The sequence below is a fragment of the Clostridium sp. FS41 genome, assembly GCF_000954015.1.
In the GTDB taxonomy this organism is placed as follows: domain Bacteria; phylum Bacillota; class Clostridia; order Lachnospirales; family Lachnospiraceae; genus Enterocloster; species Enterocloster citroniae.
Map to the genome: position 1 here is coordinate 348,915 of NZ_JYHN01000067.1, position 19,534 is coordinate 368,448.

A 19,534-nucleotide genomic window follows, 5' to 3' on the forward strand; every position below is an offset into this window, starting at 1 on the left:
TTCACTCCTTGATTCCTGATGCGGCAATCCCCTGCTCCAGTGATTCCTGTCCCATCATAAAAAGGACCACGGGAAGTACCATCATGATAATGGACGCAGCCCACGCCACCCCTGCCTTGTCGGATGTGATCTCCGGCAGGTAGAGGGACAGGGGCCACAGCCGCTTTTCCTTCAGGAATGTCATGGGCTGCTCAATGGCATTCCATGTTTCCAGAAATCCCAGGACCAGCATGGATACGATCCCAGGCTTTCCCACCGGAATCCCGATCTTCATAAAAATAGCCATTTCTCCTGCCCCGTCCAGGCGCGCCGCCTCAAAAAGAGGCCTGGGAATGGATTCAAAAAATTTTGTCATGATAAATACCGGGAACGCGGAAAAGATACCCGGCAGAATGACTGCCAGGTGGGTATTCAGCAAATAGAACCTTTTTAGGACCAGGTAATTAGGCACCATGGTCACCTGAAACGGCTGCATCATGAGAATGATGTAAAGAAGGAACAGGGCTTTTTTTCCCTTAAACTGAAAACAGGCAAATCCCCAGGCGCCTAAAAGCGCAACCACCAGCTGCCCCAGCAAAACCATGACGGTCTGGAAACAGGAGTTCCAGAACATGACGTAAAAACCAGGGGAATCGATGAGTAATTCCACCAAGGGTCTTAAGGTGGGGTATTCAGGGAGAAATACAGCTTTTACAGGAGCATTTCCCATTCCAAATATAGCGCCGAAGCGCTGAAGCATTTCCCCCTCGGACATAAGCGCATTTCCTGCCATCAATAAAAGGGGAACCCATATGAAAAGGCATATAAAGATCAGGGCCGCCCTTACCAGGAAACGTTTGATCATTTTTTATTCCTCCGCCGGATCCATATAATCACCGGAATCAGCACCGATGATTCGATCATCACTGATGCAGCGCTCATCTTCTGGATATCCAGCGAGACAAACCAGTTATTAAACAGGTGCTGCATCATATAAATACTCTCATGGGGATAATCCCCGGAAATAAGATATGCCTCCCGGAATACCTTAAAGGAATTGATAATGGAAAGCACGGTCACCAGAAATGCAGTGCTTTTAAGGCAGGGTAATGTGACGTAATAAAAGATCTGCCGGGAACCTGCTCCATCCACCCTGGCTGCTTCATAAAGCTCCAGCGGGATCCCATCCAGACCAGCCAGCCAAAGCATCATATCATACCCTGTATTTTTCCATATGTAGGTAAATACCAGGACATAAAAAGCGCTGTTCTGGTTAAGCCAGTCCCTGGTCCCAAATCCCAGTATTGCCACCAGCTGGTTTAAGAGTCCCTGAGGATAAAACAGCATTTTCCACAGCAGGACCACTGACGCAACCGGGATCGCCAGGGGCAGCAGGATCGTGGTTTTATACACATTCCCCCCCTTAAAGGCAGCTGTTACCAGGACAGCCGCCCACAGGGAAAACGCCATCAGGGACGGTATGCATACCAGGATAAAACGCAGGGTATTCCTCACAGCCAGGCGGAATGCCTGACTGTTCCACACCTGGACAAAATTTTCCAGGCCCACGAACCGGCCTCCCACGGCCTGGTAGAAGGAACGCATCACCACATCCGCAAAAGGTATGAGGACAAACAGGGCGGTCCCTGCCAGGCTGGGTGCCAGAAACAGCCATGGCTTTTTATTCTGAGAAATACAGATTCGCTTTGTTCTGGGCATTCTGGGCTGCCTGTTCCAGTGAAAGGCTCCCTTCAAAGTATCCTTTGGTCTCATCGATTATGATCTCCGTCAACACGCGGTCTGTTCTCACCGGCTTATTGGCCCTGGACGCCGCATCAAATATCATACGGCGTTCTTCCTTTGTGGGCCAGGCACCTGCTATTGTGTAGCCGTCTTCACCGCCGCTGACACTGACCATAGCGCTGCTTGAGTCTTCTCTTTCCACCCACGCCTCTGCGGCCAGGGCATTGACGGGGAGTCCGTCCGCCAGGTCGCTGGACTGGACCTCCACGCTCAGTACGTAGAGAACAAATTCCTTTGCCAGGTCCTTTCTTGGGCTGGCGCTGTTGATTCCCACAACACCGGAGGGAAGATAGGAATCCTTCAGGTTTTCCATTTTAAATCCGTGGTTTCTCTGCACGGCCAGGGGAAGCAGGGTGTCAAACATTCCCCGTATTTTATCAATGGCAATAGCGCTCCTGCCCCGGTCCACACTGTCATACTCGCTGTCCATAAGGCCATCCGCTCCAATGGATCGGTTATAGATACGTCCTCTTCCCCCGTCCTCGGATTCGTCAAAGTCCGCCCTGGCGCCGCAGGCATCGCCCAGCACCTTCACGGTTTCCAGCAGCTCCTGGATCTTCCCCGGACGCGGCCTTCCCGTTTCACTGTCCACGATCTCCTCATAGCAAAGGCTCAGTATCTGGCGCGTCAGATTCTCATATTTTGTCTTGGTGCGCAGCGGCAGATGAGAGGGATCGCTCTGATATTCCCTCATGGATTCCAGGGATGCAAGGCTGTCTATGGCCTCCTGGTCCCCATACGCGGCGAGAAGTATCATTCTGGTGGGGATCTGGTAGATGCTGCCGCTGTCCTCTGTGTACGGTCCTGCAATCTGTCCCATCAGTTCCCCTGACGCGGTCATGGGTGCCAGCAGGTCTTTCATATCCTCAAGCACTCCCTTTTCCATATAGGACTGAACCGGAAGCCCGTCAAGGACCAGGATATCCGCTCCGTTTCCGCCCAGCAGTTCCGTGTTCAAAGATCTTATGGTATCCGAGTCCGTGGTCCCCCCGCTGTCTGTTTGTCCATCGATCAGCTCCACCCTCACGTCCGGGTGCGTCAGCTGGAACATGGAGGCTGCCTGGCGTATGGTATCCGTGCTTTCCAGGTTAAGGCCATATACGGTCAGGTTCTGGCAGGGCACGGAGGGCATCTCAGGATCATATGTGTAATGCTTGATCTCACTTTTATCGGACTGCTGCAGCCAGACGTAAAAATCATTCTCAGCGCCCACGAACAGTTTCCTGGCATACGCGCTTGGAAGGCTCAAAGAGTTAAGAGTCCCGTCAGCCACTGTCTCCCATATGCTCCCCCCGGGATTCATGTGGTGGATCCCCTGGGAATTGACCGTAAAGATCCCCCCGCCGCCGTCATGGGCAATGGGCAAAAACTGATCATAGACTGAGCTTTGATAAGGGATCTCCTCTTTCGGGGATGCGGATCCGGTGGTGATATCATATACCAGATACCCGTTAGACCCGTTTGTTATATACAGATGATCCAAAAGAAGTCCTGATTCCTTCCATTCCGAGGAACTCCATTCCTGGGGCAGGGAAACCAAACGCTCTCCCTGAGGGCTGTATACATTTGTCTCTCTGCTGCCGGACAGGAAAATGCTCCCATCCTCCGCCACTGCCACGAAATCCGGCCTTACCTCATAAAAACCGCGTTCATGTTTGACGGAAAACACATCCTCCAAAAGCTCCTGTGGTTCCTTCCCCTCTGCCAGCTTCAGCAAATGGAACTTATAGTCGTCTCCCTTTGGGAAGACCGCGTACCGGTAACCGTCCTGCCCATAGACCACATGGAGAATACCGAAGGGGATCTCAACCCCTTCCAGCAGGCTCTTTTCTTCCCTTTCCCAGTTTCCGCCGGCCCATCTATACCGCCTGGCCGTACCATCCTTAAGCGTATACAGTTCCAGAATCTTATCCTGTGTCTGAACCATGTCAGCAATGATTTCCCCTTCTTCCAGGGGAATGCTGATCGTGCTTTCCGCATATCTTCCCTTTGGTATGTTCTCATCCCGTCCGGCACCCGCGTTCTTTGCAGCCCGGGAAGCTCCGGTTTCCCCGGTCCCCGCAGGAGCCGAGCATCCCCACAGGCTGCCCGCTGTCAGGCACAGTGCAAGGCAAAGGCTTATTAATTTTTTTCTCATATTATCAGTCTCCCTTTTGTCCATTTTCATTTCACCAGTATCATATCAGGTAAATCTCTAAAACATCTGAAAAACTGGTAAAATTTCTTTTAGGTTTTTTAGAGATTTCTCTGTTATAATGTGTTTGGATCTTATTTAGATTAGAATAACGGGGAGCGTATCATGAGAATTTTGCTGGTTGAAGATGATAAAGAACTTTGTGAAGCCATTAAGCTGCAGCTGGAAAAAGCGGGGTATGAAACAGACTGCTGCGGTTCCGGTCAGGAAGCATTTTATTATGCCGCGGAATTTCCATATGATGTGATCCTGCTGGACCGGATGCTGCCCCAGATGGACGGGCTCAGCGTGCTCAACGGCCTTCGCCGGATGGGTGTTGCCACCCCGGTCATCATCACCACTGCCCTGGACGGGATCAATGACAGGATCGATGGCCTGGACGCGGGGGCGGATGATTATCTGGTCAAACCATATGCGCCCGGGGAACTCCTTGCCCGGATCCGCGCCGTCACCAGACGGCCCGGAAAGCTGGAGCCAACCCGCGCGAAAGCCTATTCCAATATAAGCCTGGATCCGGAAAAGCGGGAACTGACCGGACCGTCAGGCATGGTCCAGCTGAGCAAACGGGAATCCGCACTTATGGAGTACCTGATCCGCAATGCAGGGCAGATCCTGACCAGAGGAATGATCCTCTCTTACATATGGGGGCCTGACTCCGAGGTGGAGGAAGGGAATCTGGACAATTACGTCTATTTCTTAAGAAGGCGCCTAAAATCTGTAAATGGAGCCGTACAGATCAAGACCATACACGGAACCGGTTACCGCCTTGAGGCAGGAGGCAATCCATGATCAAAAAGCTTAGAAGGAATCTCACCGGGCTTTATACCATAACAACGGGTTTGATCCTCACTCTGGTAGTGGCGGGAATCCTCATTGTAAATGCCAGGGAATTTGACAAAAACACCCTGGACGCCTTTCAGAATCATATATTAAACATCACCTCCAGGCTCCAGGCCGGTTCAACCATCAGCTGTACCTGGCTGGCCCAGCTGGAAAGCGGCAGCAGGCTCATCATACAGATTGAGGACAATGGGATCCCCCTGCTCTACCCCGGTTCCTGGAATCCTTTAAGCGGCAGGGCTGGGCTGGTCCAGCGGGCCAAAGAGGGCGCGCTGGCGCAGAACATTGATTCTTCCAGGCGTCCCGTATCCTCCTCTCTGCTGCGCACCTCCGTTTTTACAATCACAGGAGATCACAATGATTCCTACCTGGCCAGTGTTCTGGTGCTTCCCACCCGGTCGGGCTTCCAAAGCCTGACCCTTCTGGCTTATAAAGATCCGGCCTCCTCCCTTTTATACAGCCAGGGGATCCTGTTCCTGTTCCTCAACACCGCGGGGATTGCCGCCCTGATGCTTGTGAGCTGGTTCCTGGTGGGCAGATCCTTAAAACCCATTGCGGAAAACCAGAAAAAGCAGAATGAATTTATTGCTGCTGCCTCCCATGAGCTGCGTGCTCCCCTTGCGGTGATCCGCTCCAGCCTTTCTGCCATTGCGGCTGCGCCGGAAAAACAGGAGCATTTTATGAAAAATATCGACATGGAATGTTCACGTTTATCCTTTCTGGTAAATGACATGCTTGTCCTGGCATCTGCAGATGCCGGGACATGGACGGTCCAGACAGACCGGCTGGACATGGACACCCTGCTGATCAGCGTCTATGAACGGTTTGAACCCATGTACAACGACAAGGGGGTGTCCCTTTATCTGGACCTGCCCGAATCCTCCCTTCCGGCGATCACAGGTGATGGGAACCGCCTGGAACAAGTCCTTTCCGTCCTTTTGGACAACGCCCTCAGCCACACCCCCGCAGGACGGGAGGTCCGGATTTCGGCAAGGATACAGCAGGAAAGACACCGTTTATCCGGAACGAAAAACAGCCTTTGCCTGACAGTGTCAGACCAAGGCTGCGGTATGGATGATGAGGTGAAAAAACATATATTTGACCGGTTTTACAGGGCGGACAGCGCCAGAAGCGACAAACTCCATTACGGCCTGGGCCTGAGCATTGCCAGGGAACTGGTCCTGCTCCACGGCGGCTCCATCAGCGTATCCGACTCCCCCTCCGGCGGGGCATGCTTCTGTGTGCGGCTTCCCATGGGGCACTGCTAAGGCACCTGTGGGAGCGGCTGCATCTGCAAGGTAGTTTTGGCAAAATACAGCAATGGATGCTTAAAGAAACAAGGACGGGAATCTAATCAATGAATCCCGTCCTCTTTCCTGAAAATGTAAGTGTCAGCCTGTGCATGGCCCTGGTGCAGGCTATGTAGAGCAGGCTTCTGTCATGGTCTGTCCTGTAGTTCCTGTCAGAGGCATGTGGTACAATGACCTGGTCAAATTCCAAGCCCTTGGCCATCTTCACCGAGGTAACGGATATACCGCTGCTGAACCTGGTACTCTCCGGTTCGATCAGATGCACCTCAAATTCCTCTGAAAGAAGATCATACAGTTCTGCGGCCTCCCTGTGGGTTTTCAGGATAATGCCCAGCGAAGCATTGTCCCCTGACCTGAAATCCCGTATCAAATCCATGATGCGGCACAGCTCCTCCTCCTCATTCCTGCATGAGACCAGCCCGGGAACATCCCCATGGCGTTTTACCGGCTCCAGACCGGATGCAGCCCGGATATGGCCGGCAAATGTCATGATTTCATACGTGGAGCGGTAGCTTTTATTTAGCCGGACAAACTCCGCCCCCTCATACAGATGAAGGAGATCCTCCAGGGTGTGAAGGTGGTTTGGGTGGATGAACTGTCCGAAATCCCCCAGTATGGTTTTCTGGCAAGGAAACATCCGGTTCAGGGCAGCGTACTGGACCGGCGTATAGTCCTGCATCTCATCAATAACCAGATGTCTGGTGATCCCGCTCTCCTTAAGCCCTTCAAAGGCCGCGTGAAGGTACAGGAAGGGGTAGACATCCGCCCATTCCAAAGTCTTTTTGTCAGCCATGACAAACAGTTCCTTTTTCCCTATCTTTTCATAGAAATCCCTGTAAACAGCCAGTGTGTTCTTCATGGTCAGCATGGAGGCAAGGCTTTTAAGGATCCCCCCCTGCCGGGGCAGTTCATCCTCCATGATATTCTCTGTGTCAAAGCGGTCCCGGATATCATCGGCAACCATCAGAAGCCTCCGTTTAACCGGAAAGGTTCCATATGCCTTAAACCGCTTTCCAATCCATTTTGCATCTGCACGAAATCTTCCAAAGGTATAATCCTTTGGCGCAAAGATCATATCCGGCAGCATCTCTATATAAGCATCCATAAGACGGACAAATTCCAGGGTGGATTTAAACCGTTCCCTCTCCCCCCGTCCCGGGTCACTACTCCGGCTTTTGCCCCGGCTTTCACCTGGATCACCACTCCGGCTTTCATCCGCATCCCCTTCCTGATCCAAATCCAGTTCCGGCTCAAACCCCATCCGGCCCTCCAGCTGGATCTCTGCCAGTTCCTCAAAGCTCAGTTCATAGATCGGTTCCTCCCCCAGCTCCGGTATTACGTTGGATATATAATCCCCAAATACCCTGTTGGGGGACAGGATGGTTACATTTTTAGCGCTCAGCCTGTTTTTAAACCGGTAGAGCAGGTAAGCGATCCTATGAAGAGCGATGGAAGTCTTTCCCGATCCCGCAACTCCCTGTATGATCATGGTCCCCTGGTTCTCATTGCGGATGATCTGGTTCTGTTCTTTCTGGATGGTGGAGATAATGGATTTCATTTTTTCATCCGAGGTATGGCTCAGCTCCTTTTGCAGCACGTCATCCTGGATATGGGATGAGGTTTCCAGGGCATACTCCATTTTCCCGCCCCTGATCTTAAACTGCCGCTTTTTTGTCAGCTCTCCCTGGATCCTTCCGTCCGGGGCCTGGAAAGCGGCCGGTCCCACCTCGCAGTCATAGAACATGCCGGATACAGGCGCCCTCCAGTCAAAGACCAAAGGTTCCCTGTCATGGTTTAAGGCAAACCGCCCGATGTAATAGGAGAAGGGTTCCCCCTGCCCTGCTTCACAGAAATCAATCCTTGCAAAGTAAGGGGAATCCTTCAGTTTTTTCAGCCGTTCCAGTATTTCCACCGCCATGGCGCCGGTGTGGTCCGTCTGTTTTAAAAGAAGCTCATTCTGAAACATCTCATGGGGATCGATGTCCCCTCTGTGCTCCGCCATGTAGCGCTTGGTGTCCATGTATTCTTTGTCCGATTTTTGGACGGATTCCTTTGCCTGTTCCAGGGCCTGGCCGATCCTTTGATGAACCTGCCGCAAATGCCTGGACTCTTCTTCCAACACGCTCTCACCCATCCTTTTGCACCTCCCGTGAAAGGACAAACCGCTGGGTGGGGTAACCGTATTCCTCCAAAAGTTCTGCCTCCGCAAACCCCAGCCCCTGTATCTCCCTTCGCTGTCCGTTATCCGCCTTGTCCCCTTCCCTGAAGGTGGTAATGCTGATTTCCTGGCCTGTCAGCAGTTCTCCCATTACCTTGTCCAGAAATGCCCTGGGAATCCCCATTTTCCTGTACAGGGGATGACATCCCATAAAATCAATGCTCCCTGTGTCCCAGGAAAACAGCAAAATTCCCACAGCAGTCACCCCGTCCTTTACGATCAGCGCCTGGTTTGTGCGTATCCGTTGTCTCAGCACCTCCATGTACGTATCCTCCTGCAAGTTGGGAAAGCCATCGATCACCAGCCGCACCAGCTCCATCCAGGCGGGTATGTCCTCCTTTGTGGCATACCGGATATCCCATGCCCTGTTTTCCGGCCGCTTCAGCATATCATACCTCCCGTCAAACTCAAACTTTAACTGCAGGGGATAGAATTTTTCCTTTTCCCTGTATTTGTTGGGCGGTATTTTATACATGGATGTAAAAGCATTGGTAAAGGCCTGCTGGCTTTGGTAACCGGATAAAAGCGCGATCTCCACAATGGACTTTTCCGAAAACACCAGAAGCTTTCCGGCCTCGGTCAGCTGCCTTCTCTGGATGTAGTCATGTATGGTCAGTCCTACCGTGTGGGAAAACACCCGGTGCAGATGGTATTTGGAATAATGGACCGCCTGTGCGATCATGTCCAGATCGATCTTCCTGGTGAGATTGGCTTCTATATAATTTACAGTCAATATGATTTCTTCAATGGGCTGCAAGCTCCATCACCTCCTTTTAAGTTGAGCGTGCTCTCCGGGATTCTGAGAGTACACATTGGCAATGCTCCCGGAAACTCCAGGTACAAAGAGTTTCCGAGAGCACTCGGTTATTATTATATACAAAAACATGGAGGTTGTCTTAAGAAATCTTGCGGTAGCATAAAAAACGGATTACAGTTAATCCGCTGTTTCCAGACGGAACAGCCTTGCCGTATACTCCTTTGGCATTTTCACGGAAAAGCTTCCGTCTTCTTTATTCCACACAAACTCCGACTTATACTGTTCCCCACAGGGATAGATCTGGCTCAGTGTTGCGTCCCTTCCCTTCAGATGCGTTACCGGTATGGTCCGGCAGATCTGATCCGATGTCCTTCTCCACACCGCCACATAGGAGGTTTTGCCGCACCTTAATCCCAGGGCCGACCATGGATCCATGTAGTGGGAGAATCCCAGGGGCCAGAACGGCAGGGAAGCCTTTATGTGGCCGCGGATGCTCTTATAACAGCTGATCGCCTCTTTGATCAGTTCCACCCTGGAATCCGACATGTTCAGTATATGGCCGCTCTGGTGGATCCTGAGAAGGATTGCATTGACCATGTTGAATATGGTCTCCTCCTCGTCCCCCTCCGTCATGGGATAGGACCAGATCGCTGCCTGCTCAGGCGTCAGGCCGGAGGGCGCATTGGCGGCAATGGTTGCATATTTGATGTAATCCTCCTGGTCGCTTGTGGACTGGATACTGTGACGGCTCAGCATGGCGTAGTCGATCCTCATACCGCCGCTGGAACAGTTCTCGATCACCAGGTCGGGATATGTTTCAAATATGGTGTCCAGCCAGCTTAAATATGCCCTGTTATGCTGGAGCAGTCCGTCTCCAAAGCTGTCCGCCCCTGTCTCTGTTCCGATCCCAGGTTCAATGTTATAATCCATCTTAATGTATCCTACCCCGTACTCCCTTACCATACGGTCTATCACTTTGGTCGCATGTTCCCTTACCTGGGGGTTTCTGAAATCCAGCTGGTATCTGCTTCTGTAAGCCACCTTTTCCCCATGGCGCCTGAAATACCAGTCATCCGGTACCTGGGAAGCCAACGGGCAATTGACCCCCATTACCTCTATCTCCAGCCAAAGCCCGGGCACCATGCCGCAGGAGCGGATATAGTCCATAACCTCTTTGATGCCTCCCGGGAATCGCTCATTGCTGGGCATCCACTGGCCCACGTTATCCCACCAGTGTCCTGGGGAATACCAGCCGCAGTCAACGCAGTAATATTCACAGCCGATCTCAGCCGCCCGTTTGATCATGGGAAGTTCCTTTTTTGTGGTTGGGTCCCCGAACAGGCAGTTCATATAATCATTAAAAATCACAGGAAGGTTCTCATCATCCGCGTTTTTCCTCCGGATACTCCTTCTGTATTTTGTCAGCTCCGCCCAGGCCTTGTCCATTCCTCCAATCGCAGAACCCACTGCTGCGGTGACGGTTGTAAAGGACTCTCCGGGGTTTAACCGGATCCACCAGTGGTTGTGCAGCTCTGTGGGGCCGCTGAGTTTTAAATAATACTGCCCGTCCTCATCGCTGATCTCCCAGTACCAGGAACCGTTGTGCTCGATCTGCCAGAATAAACCGCTGTTCATCTCCTCATTCCGCAGATATCCCACGGGCAGGTACTCCTTGGTAGACCAGGAGCCGGTGTTCCCGATCCCAATGGTTGTGGAGGAACGGTGGAAATCCTCGGGCTGGGCCAGGGACATGCCCAGTTCATCCAATGTAAACTCATTCCAGTGGAACTCCTTTTGCCAGCCATTTCTGGGAAGGAACAGCTTCATCTTTTTGTCCGCATTCTGAAGCCCCTCCTTTGTAACGCCTGTCAGGGCAAAGGAAGACAGATACTCGATCCCCCACGCCTTATCCCCTTTGTTCACCACCTGGCTCCAGGAACGGACAATGGATATCCCGTCATAAAACTGCATATGGCTGTGCACCTCCAGCCCGGTAGGCTGGTCAAATGTGATGATCTCCAGTTTTCTTCCGTTCTGATTCCTGCAGTCTTTAAAATCCTTAAATTTCAGGCGGCAGCCCGGCGCTGTCCTGACATAATTATCCCCGTGGAGCTTGCCCAGCCGGTTAAGGCCGGTCACGGACATTTCCACCAAGGTAAAGGGCAGCAGCCCGTTCCTGGATACCAGGTCCTTTTCTTCAAAGGGAAGGGCGGAGAAATGAAGCAGCTTTATCTCCTGCTCATCCGTTAGTTCCATTACCAGGTTTAAGTTGTTTTCACTGATCTCTATTCGTCTCATCTTAACTCATCCTTTCACAGATCCGCTCATCAGGCCGGATAAAAAGTATTTTTGCATAAAAAGGAATAAACATGTGACCGGGAGCACCGCCACAACGGATGCTGCCATCAGGCCTCCCCAGTCTATGATATTGGAGCCTTTAAACAGCATGATCGCAGGCGTCAGGGTCCTGTATTGATCCGTGGAAATAAAAATGTAACCAAACATAAATTCATTCCACGCCTGGATAAATGCGTACAGCCCTGTGGACACCAGGCTGGGTATGGATATGGGCAGTATAATCTTAACCATCATCTGAAACTTGTTGGTCCCGTCTATTTCCGCCGCTTCCTCCAGCGTAATGGGCACTGTGTCAAAGAAACTGCTCATCATGAAGGTACAAAGAGGAATGACAAACGTGGTGTAGGACAAGATCAGTGAGATATAGGATTCCAAAAACCCGAAGTTCCGCATGATCATATAAAGGGGGACCAGCAAAAGCACACCGGGGATCATCTGGGATACCAGCATGGCGAAATTGGATATCTTGATCATCCGTTCCTTGTAATAACGGCTGAATGCATAACCGGCCATGACGGCGATCACCATGGACACAAAGCATGCAATGATGGAAACCAGAAAACTGTTCTTAATGTATTTTAAAAATCCTGCTGTGTAGAGTACTTTTGTAAAGTTCTTAAGCGTAGGCATCCTGGTGATCAGGGAAGGGAACGCCGACCGTATCTCCGAATCCGGTTTCAGCGCGAAAAGGATCATCCAATAAAAAGGGAACACGCAGATGAATGCAAACAGTATTAGCAGCAGATAGGAAATAATATTTATATAAAATCTTTTTTTCTTGCTGATCATTCTATACCTCCTATTCCAGGGACTCGCTGATCTTCATTCTCTGCCTGTAATACACCACAAATATAACTGCCATCACTGCAAACATCATGGTTGAAAGGGCGGATGCAGCGCCTACGTTAAATTTCTTCATGGAGTACCTGTAGATCATAATGGGCAGTGTCTGGGTTGCATAATTGGGACCGCCCTCTGTAAGGATCCATATAAAATCAAAGTTGATCGCGGTCCAGATAATGTGCAGGAAAACAATCACCAGGGACACGGATTTCAGCTGAGGAAGGGTGATATAGAAAAACCGTTTAATGACACCTGCCCCGTCAATGGCGGCCGCTTCCATCAGGTCGCCGGAAATGGACTGCATGGCTGATAAAAATGAAATGGTATAGTAGGGAAAGGATCTCCAAATATTGATCAGGATCACCACAGCCATGGCGTATTTTGCATCTCCCAGAAAATCGATGGGACTGCTTGTTATATGTAAGGTATTAAGCATGAAATTGACAATTCCGAATTCCGTGTTAAGCATCCAGTCCCAGGTCATGCCTGCCACAATGATGGGAACCAGCCATGGTATAAAGATCATGGTCCTGAAAAACGCCCTGCCCCTAAACTCCCTGTTTAAGAGGATTGCCGTGATCATTCCCACAAGATACTCCCCCAATACGGAAAAAACGGTCCAGTATATGGTATTGACCACGGTCTGCTTAAACCGTTCATCCGCCATGATGGTCTTAAAATTATCCAGCCCCGCAAATCCGGTGCCCGGCTTGATCAGGCTCACGTGGAAAAAGGAGTCGTGGACCACCTTTAAAAGCGGATACCCTTTTAAAGAAACCAGAAAAACCAGAGCCGGCAGGATCAGGATCAGAACTGTCATTTTTTTTCTTTTGCTTCTGGTCATTTTACTTATTTTCAAGGAACATCTCCCCCTCGTCTTGATGAAAAAATGTCCCAAAAGCCAGATTATATTTACCACTCAGCTTTCGGGACATTACCGTCTGCTATTTACTCAGTTCCCCGGTGTCTGACAGGGATGCATTGACCGCATCGCTGAGCCATGCCGCTGCCTCCTGCGGGGTCTTTCCCTCCTGAAGCACCTTGGCAATGGAATCGTTCATGGCCTGCGTCACGCCGGCAAGCGTAACCCCCGGGAAGGAGATCCCTTCCGCCCCAATGTCAGAAAATCCTTTGCTCCATATACTCTCAGAATATACATCGCTTCTGGGAGATCCGTAAGCCCATACTTTTTCCTGCCACTCTTTTCCTGCAATGGCCTTCATCAGTTCCACGGCGCCCTCTTTATTCTTGCTGTCTTTAAAGACAAACATTGGTTTGCACTCCATGTATGTGTATGGTTTGCTCCCCTCAGGGTAAGGAATGGCATAAGCGCCCATGTCCTTCATGGTTTCCGGGTTTTGGCTTTCCTTATTTCTCAGCCAGTTGCCGGACACATGGGAGGAAACCAGCCCTGTACAAAGGTTCTCATCTGTCTCTTCCCAGGTCCAGTTCCTGGCGCTGGGATTTACGATCCCCTTGTCAATCAGATCCTTGTAGAACTGGAATACCTTGGCAGCCTTGTCCAGCTGGTCCGGATTTTCATTCCATGTGTTTTTATACAGTCCGTCCTCCTGAAGAGTGGCGATCTCCACGCCGCTCTGTGCCAGATACACCAGCAGCTCCTGTGCTGCGCGCACGCCGCTTCCCGTGATCTCAAAGGGATACTTACCCTGGGCATCGTAGTAGCCCTCCATGTTCAGCAGGTCCTCCCAGGTAGCCGGGACCTCCATGCCTGCTGCTTCAAAGTCACCTTCATGTACCAGGAAAGCGCGGACCGACATTTCATATGGCATTGCCACCACCTGGCCGTCCATGCTCATGGCTTTCACAACCGACTCGCTGAACACGTCCTTTTCATCCCATGCATTAAATTCATCCGTCAGGTCCTCCAGGATCCCCATGTTGTAAAACTCACCGATGTATTCGGGAAGCCCCCATGCGCAGTCGGGCACATTCCCCCCTGCCGCTGCGGTCAATACCTTTTCGTGAAGCATATCGTAGGTGAAGTTTGTACAGTTTACCTTGTACCCGGTCTCCTCCTCAAACTTTTTGATCATTTCCAGGGAATAAGTCTCTTTATCACTTCCCGCTGTCCACTGGGTCCACACCTCTATGGTCTGACCCTCCCCCTTTTTTGCAGTGTCCTGCTGTCCCTGTCCGGACGTGGAAGCCGCCTCGCTTTTAGGTTCCTGGGTCTTCTCAGGAGATGAGCCGCATGCTGCCAGTGAAACCGCCATGGTAAGAGCCAATACAGAAGCCATCACTTTTTTCATATTAAATACCTCTTTCTTCTCCATACATTATATTTGATCTTTACTTGATCCTGTATCTGATCCGTATCATTTTGTATGCGCATACATTTTTGATAAACCGACCATACCACACCCTCTGTTCTTCTGCAATAAAAGAGGAGACGCCTGTTAAAAACGCCCCCTTTTTTATTAAAAATACCCCTTTTCTCACATTTTATTTATCTTCTTATAATTGACCGGGCTTTCCCCGTAATACTGCCTGAATTTCTCAGAAAAACTCTTTGCATCATTATAGCCCACCTTCCTGGCCAGCTCCTGGGTGCTCATCCCGCTGTTTTCCAGCAGCAGCTCCAATGCTTTCTGCATTCTCACCTCAACCAGGTAATCCTTAAAATTCTTACCTGTCTTCTGCTTAAAAAAGGAACTGAAATAATATTGGTTCATAAAAAAATGCTGTGACAGTGATCTCAGGTTGATCTCCTGGTCATAGTTCTCCCTGATATAGAACTTGATCCCTCTAATAGTCTCATTTTCATTTCCGAGATTGGAAAACACGGTTTTTTCCACAAACTGTTCCAGATAACGCAGAATCATTGCCTTTACCTTTTGAAAGGTGCCAACGCTTCTGATCCCTGACACAAATCCTTCATACGTATGCCTGTCCTCCTCATCCAGACGGCAGTAATTCCCCAGTTCACGAAGCAGCTCCATGAGAAGGGCCACGCACCTGTTTTCCGCAACCACCCGGTTGCCATAGTGAAGTTCGCCGATCAGCTCCAGACATTGCTTCAGCTGATCCAGCCACATGTCATCGCGCAGGAGGATGGCCTTTACCAGTGCAGAGTACGCCTCGTTGTAGTCGTCAAAAGAATGGTGGTATTCCTTATTGATCCTGTCGTAGATGATCACCGGATCCTGTTTGAAATAGTACAGGTTACAGGCAAATGCAGCTGTTTTATAAGCAAATTTAAGATCTGATAAGCTGTCCGTCCGTTTGCCAATACCGGCGGTCAGACGGATCCCGTACTCACGTTCCATGGTCCTGATCAAAGCCTTCACATCCGTCAGGATCGTTTCCTCCTGATTTTTTCCATAGAAAAATATCATGTTGCAGAAATCCGCCTCCCGTTTCAGGCAGAATCCGTTTTTACGCTTTACCGCATGATCCTCGATCTTCTTAAACACAGTAAACCTTAAAAGTTCAAACTCGCTGCGGTTTTTCTCCGCCCTACCTCTGTCTTCCACGGCGGAAAAGCACACCCCCGTGTAGCTGGCATCTGATGTGGGCACCCCCATTTGCTCAAACTTTTTATACAGATCCTGATACTCATATTCTGATGTGACCGCCTTGAAAACAGCCTGTGCGCTTTTGGCATCCTCCTGCAGATACTCCAGGGAAAGGTTATCCTTTAACGCCCGTTCCGCCTTTATGATTGAAAGCTCCAGTTCCTCCTTTGTCACAGGCTTCAATAAATACTCGATCACACCGTACCGGAGCGCCTGTTTCGCATACTCAAATTCCTGAAAAGCGCTTAAAAAGATAACCTTGGACTTAAGTCCCTTTTCATTTATGTACTTGATCACATCGATTCCTGATTGATGGGGCATGGAAATGTCTGAGATAATAATATCCGGCGACATCTCATCGATCTGGCGGATCAGCTGCTCCCCGTTCCTGGACGTGCCGATCACCTGGGTATTTAATTTCTCCCAATCCACCATCTTCATCAACCCCTTTATGATAAGCGGTTCATCATCTGCTATCACCACTGAAAACATCTAATCTCCCTCTCCTTCTCCATAGTAGACCGGTAATTTCACATGCACAAGAGTGCCCAGCCCCGGCGTGCTGTCAAGCCGGATCCCATAGCAGTCGCCAAACTGCAGCTTGATCCTGTCCTCGATATTCTTAAGGCCAATACTGAACCTGCGTTCCTCTGTCCGTTCCTGGATCACGGTTCCCTTTAAGACGCCGTTCACATAAGCCAGCGTCTCCCCGTCCATTCCCACCCCATCATCCAGAACGGTAATCTCCAGGTATTCCTGTTTTTTCTCCGTATAGACAGCTATGCTCCCCTCTCCCCTGGGTGAGATCCCGTACTTGACGGAATTTTCGATAATCGGCTGCAGGGTCAGGCGCGGTATCCTGCATTTTAAGGTCTCATTTTTCCCGTTGATCTCCAGCTGAACGGCATTCTCATACCGGATCTGTATAATGATAAAATAATTCCGGATACTGTCCAGCTCCTCCTTCAGGGTCACCAGGCTTCTGGCATCCCCGATCAGATAACGCATCTGGGCTGACAGGCTTTCCAGCATCAGCGCCGTATCATGGTCATCATTGGTAATGGCGGACATGCGGATCGCATCCAGTGTATTATACAGGTAATGGGGCTGTATCTGGGCAGTCAGCGCTTTGATCTGGGCTTCCTTCTGGCGGATCTCCGAAATATAGACCTTCTCTATGTGCTTTTGAAGCTGTTCCGTCATATTATTCAGCCCCTCCGCAAGAACTCCCAGTTCATCATTGGACCTGATATCCACACGGGTCTCCAGCTTTCCCGCCTTGATCTTATCCATGGCGTCTTTTAACAGCCGGATCGGCTTTGCGGTGGTCTTTGAGTTAAAATAATACAGGATCATCAAAAGGGCAATACTCACCAGCACCAGGTAAACGGTGCTCCGGATAATGGACTGATACGTCTTTTCCAGGTTTGAAAAGGGAAGCTTTTCCACCACGGCCCAGTCCGTCTGTTTCATGTTGTAGCCGATATAATACATCTGGTCTGATTTCAGGCAGAATTTACGGTCTTCGGGCGAAAAATCCTTTTTCATTTTCCCATAGTCCTCCGCCGCCTCCGTGCCGCTGTAATTGCTGTAGATCAGGGCGTCCCTGCCCCAATCGCAGACAAAGATATGGTCATTGCCCACCAGACCTGCTTCATCTATAATGGTCTGGAAGCTGTCCGCGCTTACATCAATGTATAAGGTGCCCAGTATCTCCCTGCTTGCGGATTCAATGGAGCGCGTGTTCATGATGTTCCGCACATAGGTAAAGTTCTCTTTGGAAGAATTAAAATAATACTCCGTGCCATGGGTGGGAATGATGGTAACCGCGTTTTTCTCAGGAACATAATGGGTATTTCCCCATTCATCCATGAGCTTTTGGTTTACGATCTTCTCCGGTGCCTTGGTGGAGGAATAGACCTTTCCCTTTGTGTCAATAAAATACACATGGTTAATGGAGTCATTCCTGTACAATATCTTTTTCAGGGCATCCTCCACCAGATTTTCCCTTAAAATATCCGAGATAGCGTCATTGGTCATGATCTCATAAAAATATCCGTAATCATCAGCCTCATACTCATAGAGGTACTTGCTGTGATCACTGATCTCCTCCAGCAGCACCGCTATGTCGTCATTGATGCCCTTTGTGATCTGGGATGCGTTGTGTATGGCGGTCTCCGTTACCTTGTCAATATTCTTTTTAAATACAGTCAGACTGATGACCATAAATGGAAGAAAACCCAGACCTAAAAATGCGATCACCGACTTTGTAAAGATACTGATATATCTTTTATTTTTCCTTTTCACTTGTCTCACTCCACTTTGTATTGAGATAACGGGCAGTTTCCTCCACTGTCATGGAATGGCCCAGGAGCAGATACAGCGCCTTGGACAACTCCCCCCTAAAACTGCCGGAAATATGATCGGCATCCAAAAAAGACTCCTCTTTCCTGGCATAACGGTAATCAATGATCAGATATTGCTGCACGGATGGAGCCGGATACAATACCCTTTTTTTCGTGGTCTGGAATCCATACATGGATTTCAGGATCCCCCGGTAATTTTCATCCTCAAATAAAAACTTCAGGAACCGCTCCGCTGCCTGATACCGGGCCGGGTCCTGGGCACACTCCTTGGAAATGGCCAGCTGGGAACCGATCTCCCTTGTGGCCACCATATCCCCGTTTCCTGTGGGAACAAAAAACCATGCCAGGCGCACCGTACTGCTGTCATCCTCTATCTCCACTCCCATGTTGTCTTTTGTGGAACTCATACAGTCCGGATCCGCCAGTATGATATTGGCGATAAAACTGGGTTTTGTGTAATACATCGCAACCTGGGAGTCCAGGAACTGGGAAATGATCTGGCTGTCATTCATATACACGGAATCCTTCAGCACATACCTGCTGTCCATCAGACGTTCAAAATCCCCCAGCATGTCCATGTAGCCGGGAGCCGTAAAATCCGCGGAACGGATCCCCTGTTCCCCGGCCCTTGGAAGCACATTCTTCTGATAAAAATAATTCAGCCAGTAGGCGATGCTGTCCTCCTTTGTCCCGCCGCACATCAGGGGCACCACCCCGTGGCTGCTGAGGGTTCGGCATATTTCCAGAAATTCCTCATAGGTCTGGGGCGCCTGAAGGTGATACTTTTTAAACAGCACCTGATTATAGATAATGCCGTATGTGGTTGTATAGAGGGGAACTGTATAGACCGTCCCGTTCCTATAGACCGGTTCCTCTATGAGACTGCTGACAGACGGCGGTATGGGACCAAGACGGTCATTGGCCACGTAACCGTCCACATTCTGTATCTCAAACAGATCCGGAAATTCATTTAAGGCTTCCTTGACCTTTAAGCTCTCCTCATAGATCCCGCTTCCCCCATCCTGCAGTTCCAGATCTATGTCCGGGTTCTCATTCTCAAACTTACTGCAAAGGTCGTCCATTACAAGGGACCACGTGATATCGTCCCTGGAATAAAAAACCTTCAGCTTTATCTTCTCCAAACCGGCTTCCGTCCTTGCATCGGTTTCGGGAACCTGGACACTTTGGGAACAGCCGCATAAACTAACAATCACACACGCGGCTACTGCGGCTAATCCTCTCTTCACCCTGTTTTTCATCTTCTTATTCTCTGCTCCTTGCCATTTGATCGGCTGCCTTTGGTCCGGATAAGGGCATCCGGGCATCA

At 50.2% G+C, this 19,534-nt stretch carries 14 protein-coding genes; 2 read left to right on the forward strand and 12 right to left on the reverse strand.

What is annotated here, in order from left to right:
• Position 1: 1 nt before the first annotated feature.
• The 3 genes from CLFS41_RS21320 to CLFS41_RS21330 are packed head-to-tail and all read right to left on the reverse strand — an operon-like array spanning position 2 to position 3,919.
• Positions 2-844, reverse strand: coding sequence for a carbohydrate ABC transporter permease (locus CLFS41_RS21320; protein WP_045093393.1), 843 nt, complete (start codon positions 842-844; stop codon positions 2-4).
• The gene (locus CLFS41_RS21325) at positions 841-1,698 is read right to left on the reverse strand and encodes a sugar ABC transporter permease (RefSeq protein WP_007863573.1); all 858 of its coding nucleotides are present in this window, start codon (positions 1,696-1,698) and stop codon (positions 841-843) included. The genes CLFS41_RS21320 and CLFS41_RS21325 overlap by 4 nt, the downstream gene beginning before the upstream one ends.
• Positions 1,661-3,919: a hypothetical protein gene (locus tag CLFS41_RS21330; protein WP_045093394.1), complete on the reverse strand. Its 2,259-nt coding sequence runs from the start codon at positions 3,917-3,919 to the stop codon at positions 1,661-1,663. Before CLFS41_RS21330 ends, CLFS41_RS21325 begins: the two co-directional genes overlap by 38 nt.
• 162 nt (positions 3,920-4,081) lie before the next feature.
• Between CLFS41_RS21330 and CLFS41_RS21335 the strand changes: the two genes are divergently transcribed.
• The gene (locus CLFS41_RS21335; protein WP_007863571.1) at positions 4,082-4,765 is read left to right on the forward strand and encodes a response regulator transcription factor; all 684 of its coding nucleotides are present in this window, start codon (positions 4,082-4,084) and stop codon (positions 4,763-4,765) included.
• Positions 4,762-6,084, forward strand: coding sequence for a HAMP domain-containing sensor histidine kinase (locus CLFS41_RS21340; RefSeq protein WP_007863570.1), 1,323 nt, complete (start codon positions 4,762-4,764; stop codon positions 6,082-6,084). Before CLFS41_RS21335 ends, CLFS41_RS21340 begins: the two co-directional genes overlap by 4 nt.
• Positions 6,085-6,166: 82 nt before the next feature.
• Here the strand turns inward: CLFS41_RS21340 and CLFS41_RS21345 are convergent, their stop codons facing one another.
• From CLFS41_RS21345 to CLFS41_RS21385, 9 genes are all read right to left on the reverse strand, one after another.
• Positions 6,167-8,260: a 3'-5' exonuclease gene (locus CLFS41_RS21345; protein WP_045093395.1), complete on the reverse strand. Its 2,094-nt coding sequence runs from the start codon at positions 8,258-8,260 to the stop codon at positions 6,167-6,169.
• On the reverse strand, positions 8,253-9,101 hold the full coding sequence (locus CLFS41_RS21350; protein ID WP_045093396.1) for an AraC family transcriptional regulator: 849 nt from the start codon (positions 9,099-9,101) through the stop codon (positions 8,253-8,255). Before CLFS41_RS21350 ends, CLFS41_RS21345 begins: the two co-directional genes overlap by 8 nt.
• A 177-nt stretch (positions 9,102-9,278) precedes the next feature.
• Positions 9,279-11,399 (reverse strand): glycoside hydrolase family 36 protein, encoded by a 2,121-nt coding sequence (locus tag CLFS41_RS21355; RefSeq protein WP_045093397.1) that lies wholly within the window; start codon positions 11,397-11,399, stop codon positions 9,279-9,281.
• Between the two features lie 6 nt (positions 11,400-11,405).
• Positions 11,406-12,248 carry a carbohydrate ABC transporter permease gene (locus CLFS41_RS21360; RefSeq protein ID WP_045093398.1) on the reverse strand — a complete coding sequence of 281 codons (843 nt, stop codon included), beginning with the start codon at positions 12,246-12,248 and terminating at the stop codon, positions 11,406-11,408.
• 10 nt (positions 12,249-12,258) lie between these two features.
• Positions 12,259-13,161, reverse strand: a complete 903-nt coding sequence (locus CLFS41_RS21365; protein WP_045093399.1) for a sugar ABC transporter permease — start codon at positions 13,159-13,161, stop codon at positions 12,259-12,261.
• Positions 13,162-13,246: 85 nt separating this feature from the next.
• A complete protein-coding gene (locus CLFS41_RS21370; protein WP_007863562.1) occupies positions 13,247-14,575 on the reverse strand; it encodes an extracellular solute-binding protein in 1,329 nt (442 codons plus the stop codon).
• Positions 14,576-14,761: 186 nt separating this feature from the next.
• Positions 14,762-16,333, reverse strand: coding sequence for a response regulator (locus tag CLFS41_RS21375; RefSeq protein ID WP_045093400.1), 1,572 nt, complete (start codon positions 16,331-16,333; stop codon positions 14,762-14,764).
• The gene (locus CLFS41_RS21380; RefSeq protein ID WP_045093401.1) at positions 16,334-18,148 is read right to left on the reverse strand and encodes a sensor histidine kinase; all 1,815 of its coding nucleotides are present in this window, start codon (positions 18,146-18,148) and stop codon (positions 16,334-16,336) included. It abuts the gene before it with no gap.
• Complete coding sequence (locus tag CLFS41_RS21385) at positions 18,132-19,466, reverse strand: ABC transporter substrate-binding protein (protein ID WP_161797501.1); 1,335 nt, start codon at positions 19,464-19,466, stop codon at positions 18,132-18,134. Before CLFS41_RS21385 ends, CLFS41_RS21380 begins: the two co-directional genes overlap by 17 nt.
• Positions 19,467-19,534 lie beyond the last annotated feature (68 nt).

Excerpts from the sequence above, each read along its gene's own strand:
- CLFS41_RS21320 (WP_045093393.1), bottom strand. The coding sequence starts at position 844 with ATGATCAAACGTTTCCTGGTAAGGGCGGCCCTGATCTTTATATGCCTT.
- CLFS41_RS21325 (WP_007863573.1), bottom strand. The coding sequence starts at position 1,698 with ATGCCCAGAACAAAGCGAATCTGTATTTCTCAGAATAAAAAGCCATGG.
- CLFS41_RS21330 (WP_045093394.1), bottom strand. The coding sequence starts at position 3,919 with ATGAGAAAAAAATTAATAAGCCTTTGCCTTGCACTGTGCCTGACAGCG.
- CLFS41_RS21335 (WP_007863571.1), top strand. The coding sequence starts at position 4,082 with ATGAGAATTTTGCTGGTTGAAGATGATAAAGAACTTTGTGAAGCCATT.
- CLFS41_RS21340 (WP_007863570.1), top strand. The coding sequence starts at position 4,762 with ATGATCAAAAAGCTTAGAAGGAATCTCACCGGGCTTTATACCATAACA.
- CLFS41_RS21345 (WP_045093395.1), bottom strand. The coding sequence starts at position 8,260 with ATGGGTGAGAGCGTGTTGGAAGAAGAGTCCAGGCATTTGCGGCAGGTT.
- CLFS41_RS21355 (WP_045093397.1), bottom strand. The coding sequence starts at position 11,399 with ATGAGACGAATAGAGATCAGTGAAAACAACTTAAACCTGGTAATGGAA.
- CLFS41_RS21360 (WP_045093398.1), bottom strand. The coding sequence starts at position 12,248 with ATGATCAGCAAGAAAAAAAGATTTTATATAAATATTATTTCCTATCTG.
- CLFS41_RS21370 (WP_007863562.1), bottom strand. The coding sequence starts at position 14,575 with ATGAAAAAAGTGATGGCTTCTGTATTGGCTCTTACCATGGCGGTTTCA.
- CLFS41_RS21375 (WP_045093400.1), bottom strand. The coding sequence starts at position 16,333 with ATGTTTTCAGTGGTGATAGCAGATGATGAACCGCTTATCATAAAGGGG.
- CLFS41_RS21385 (WP_161797501.1), bottom strand. The coding sequence starts at position 19,466 with ATGAAAAACAGGGTGAAGAGAGGATTAGCCGCAGTAGCCGCGTGTGTG.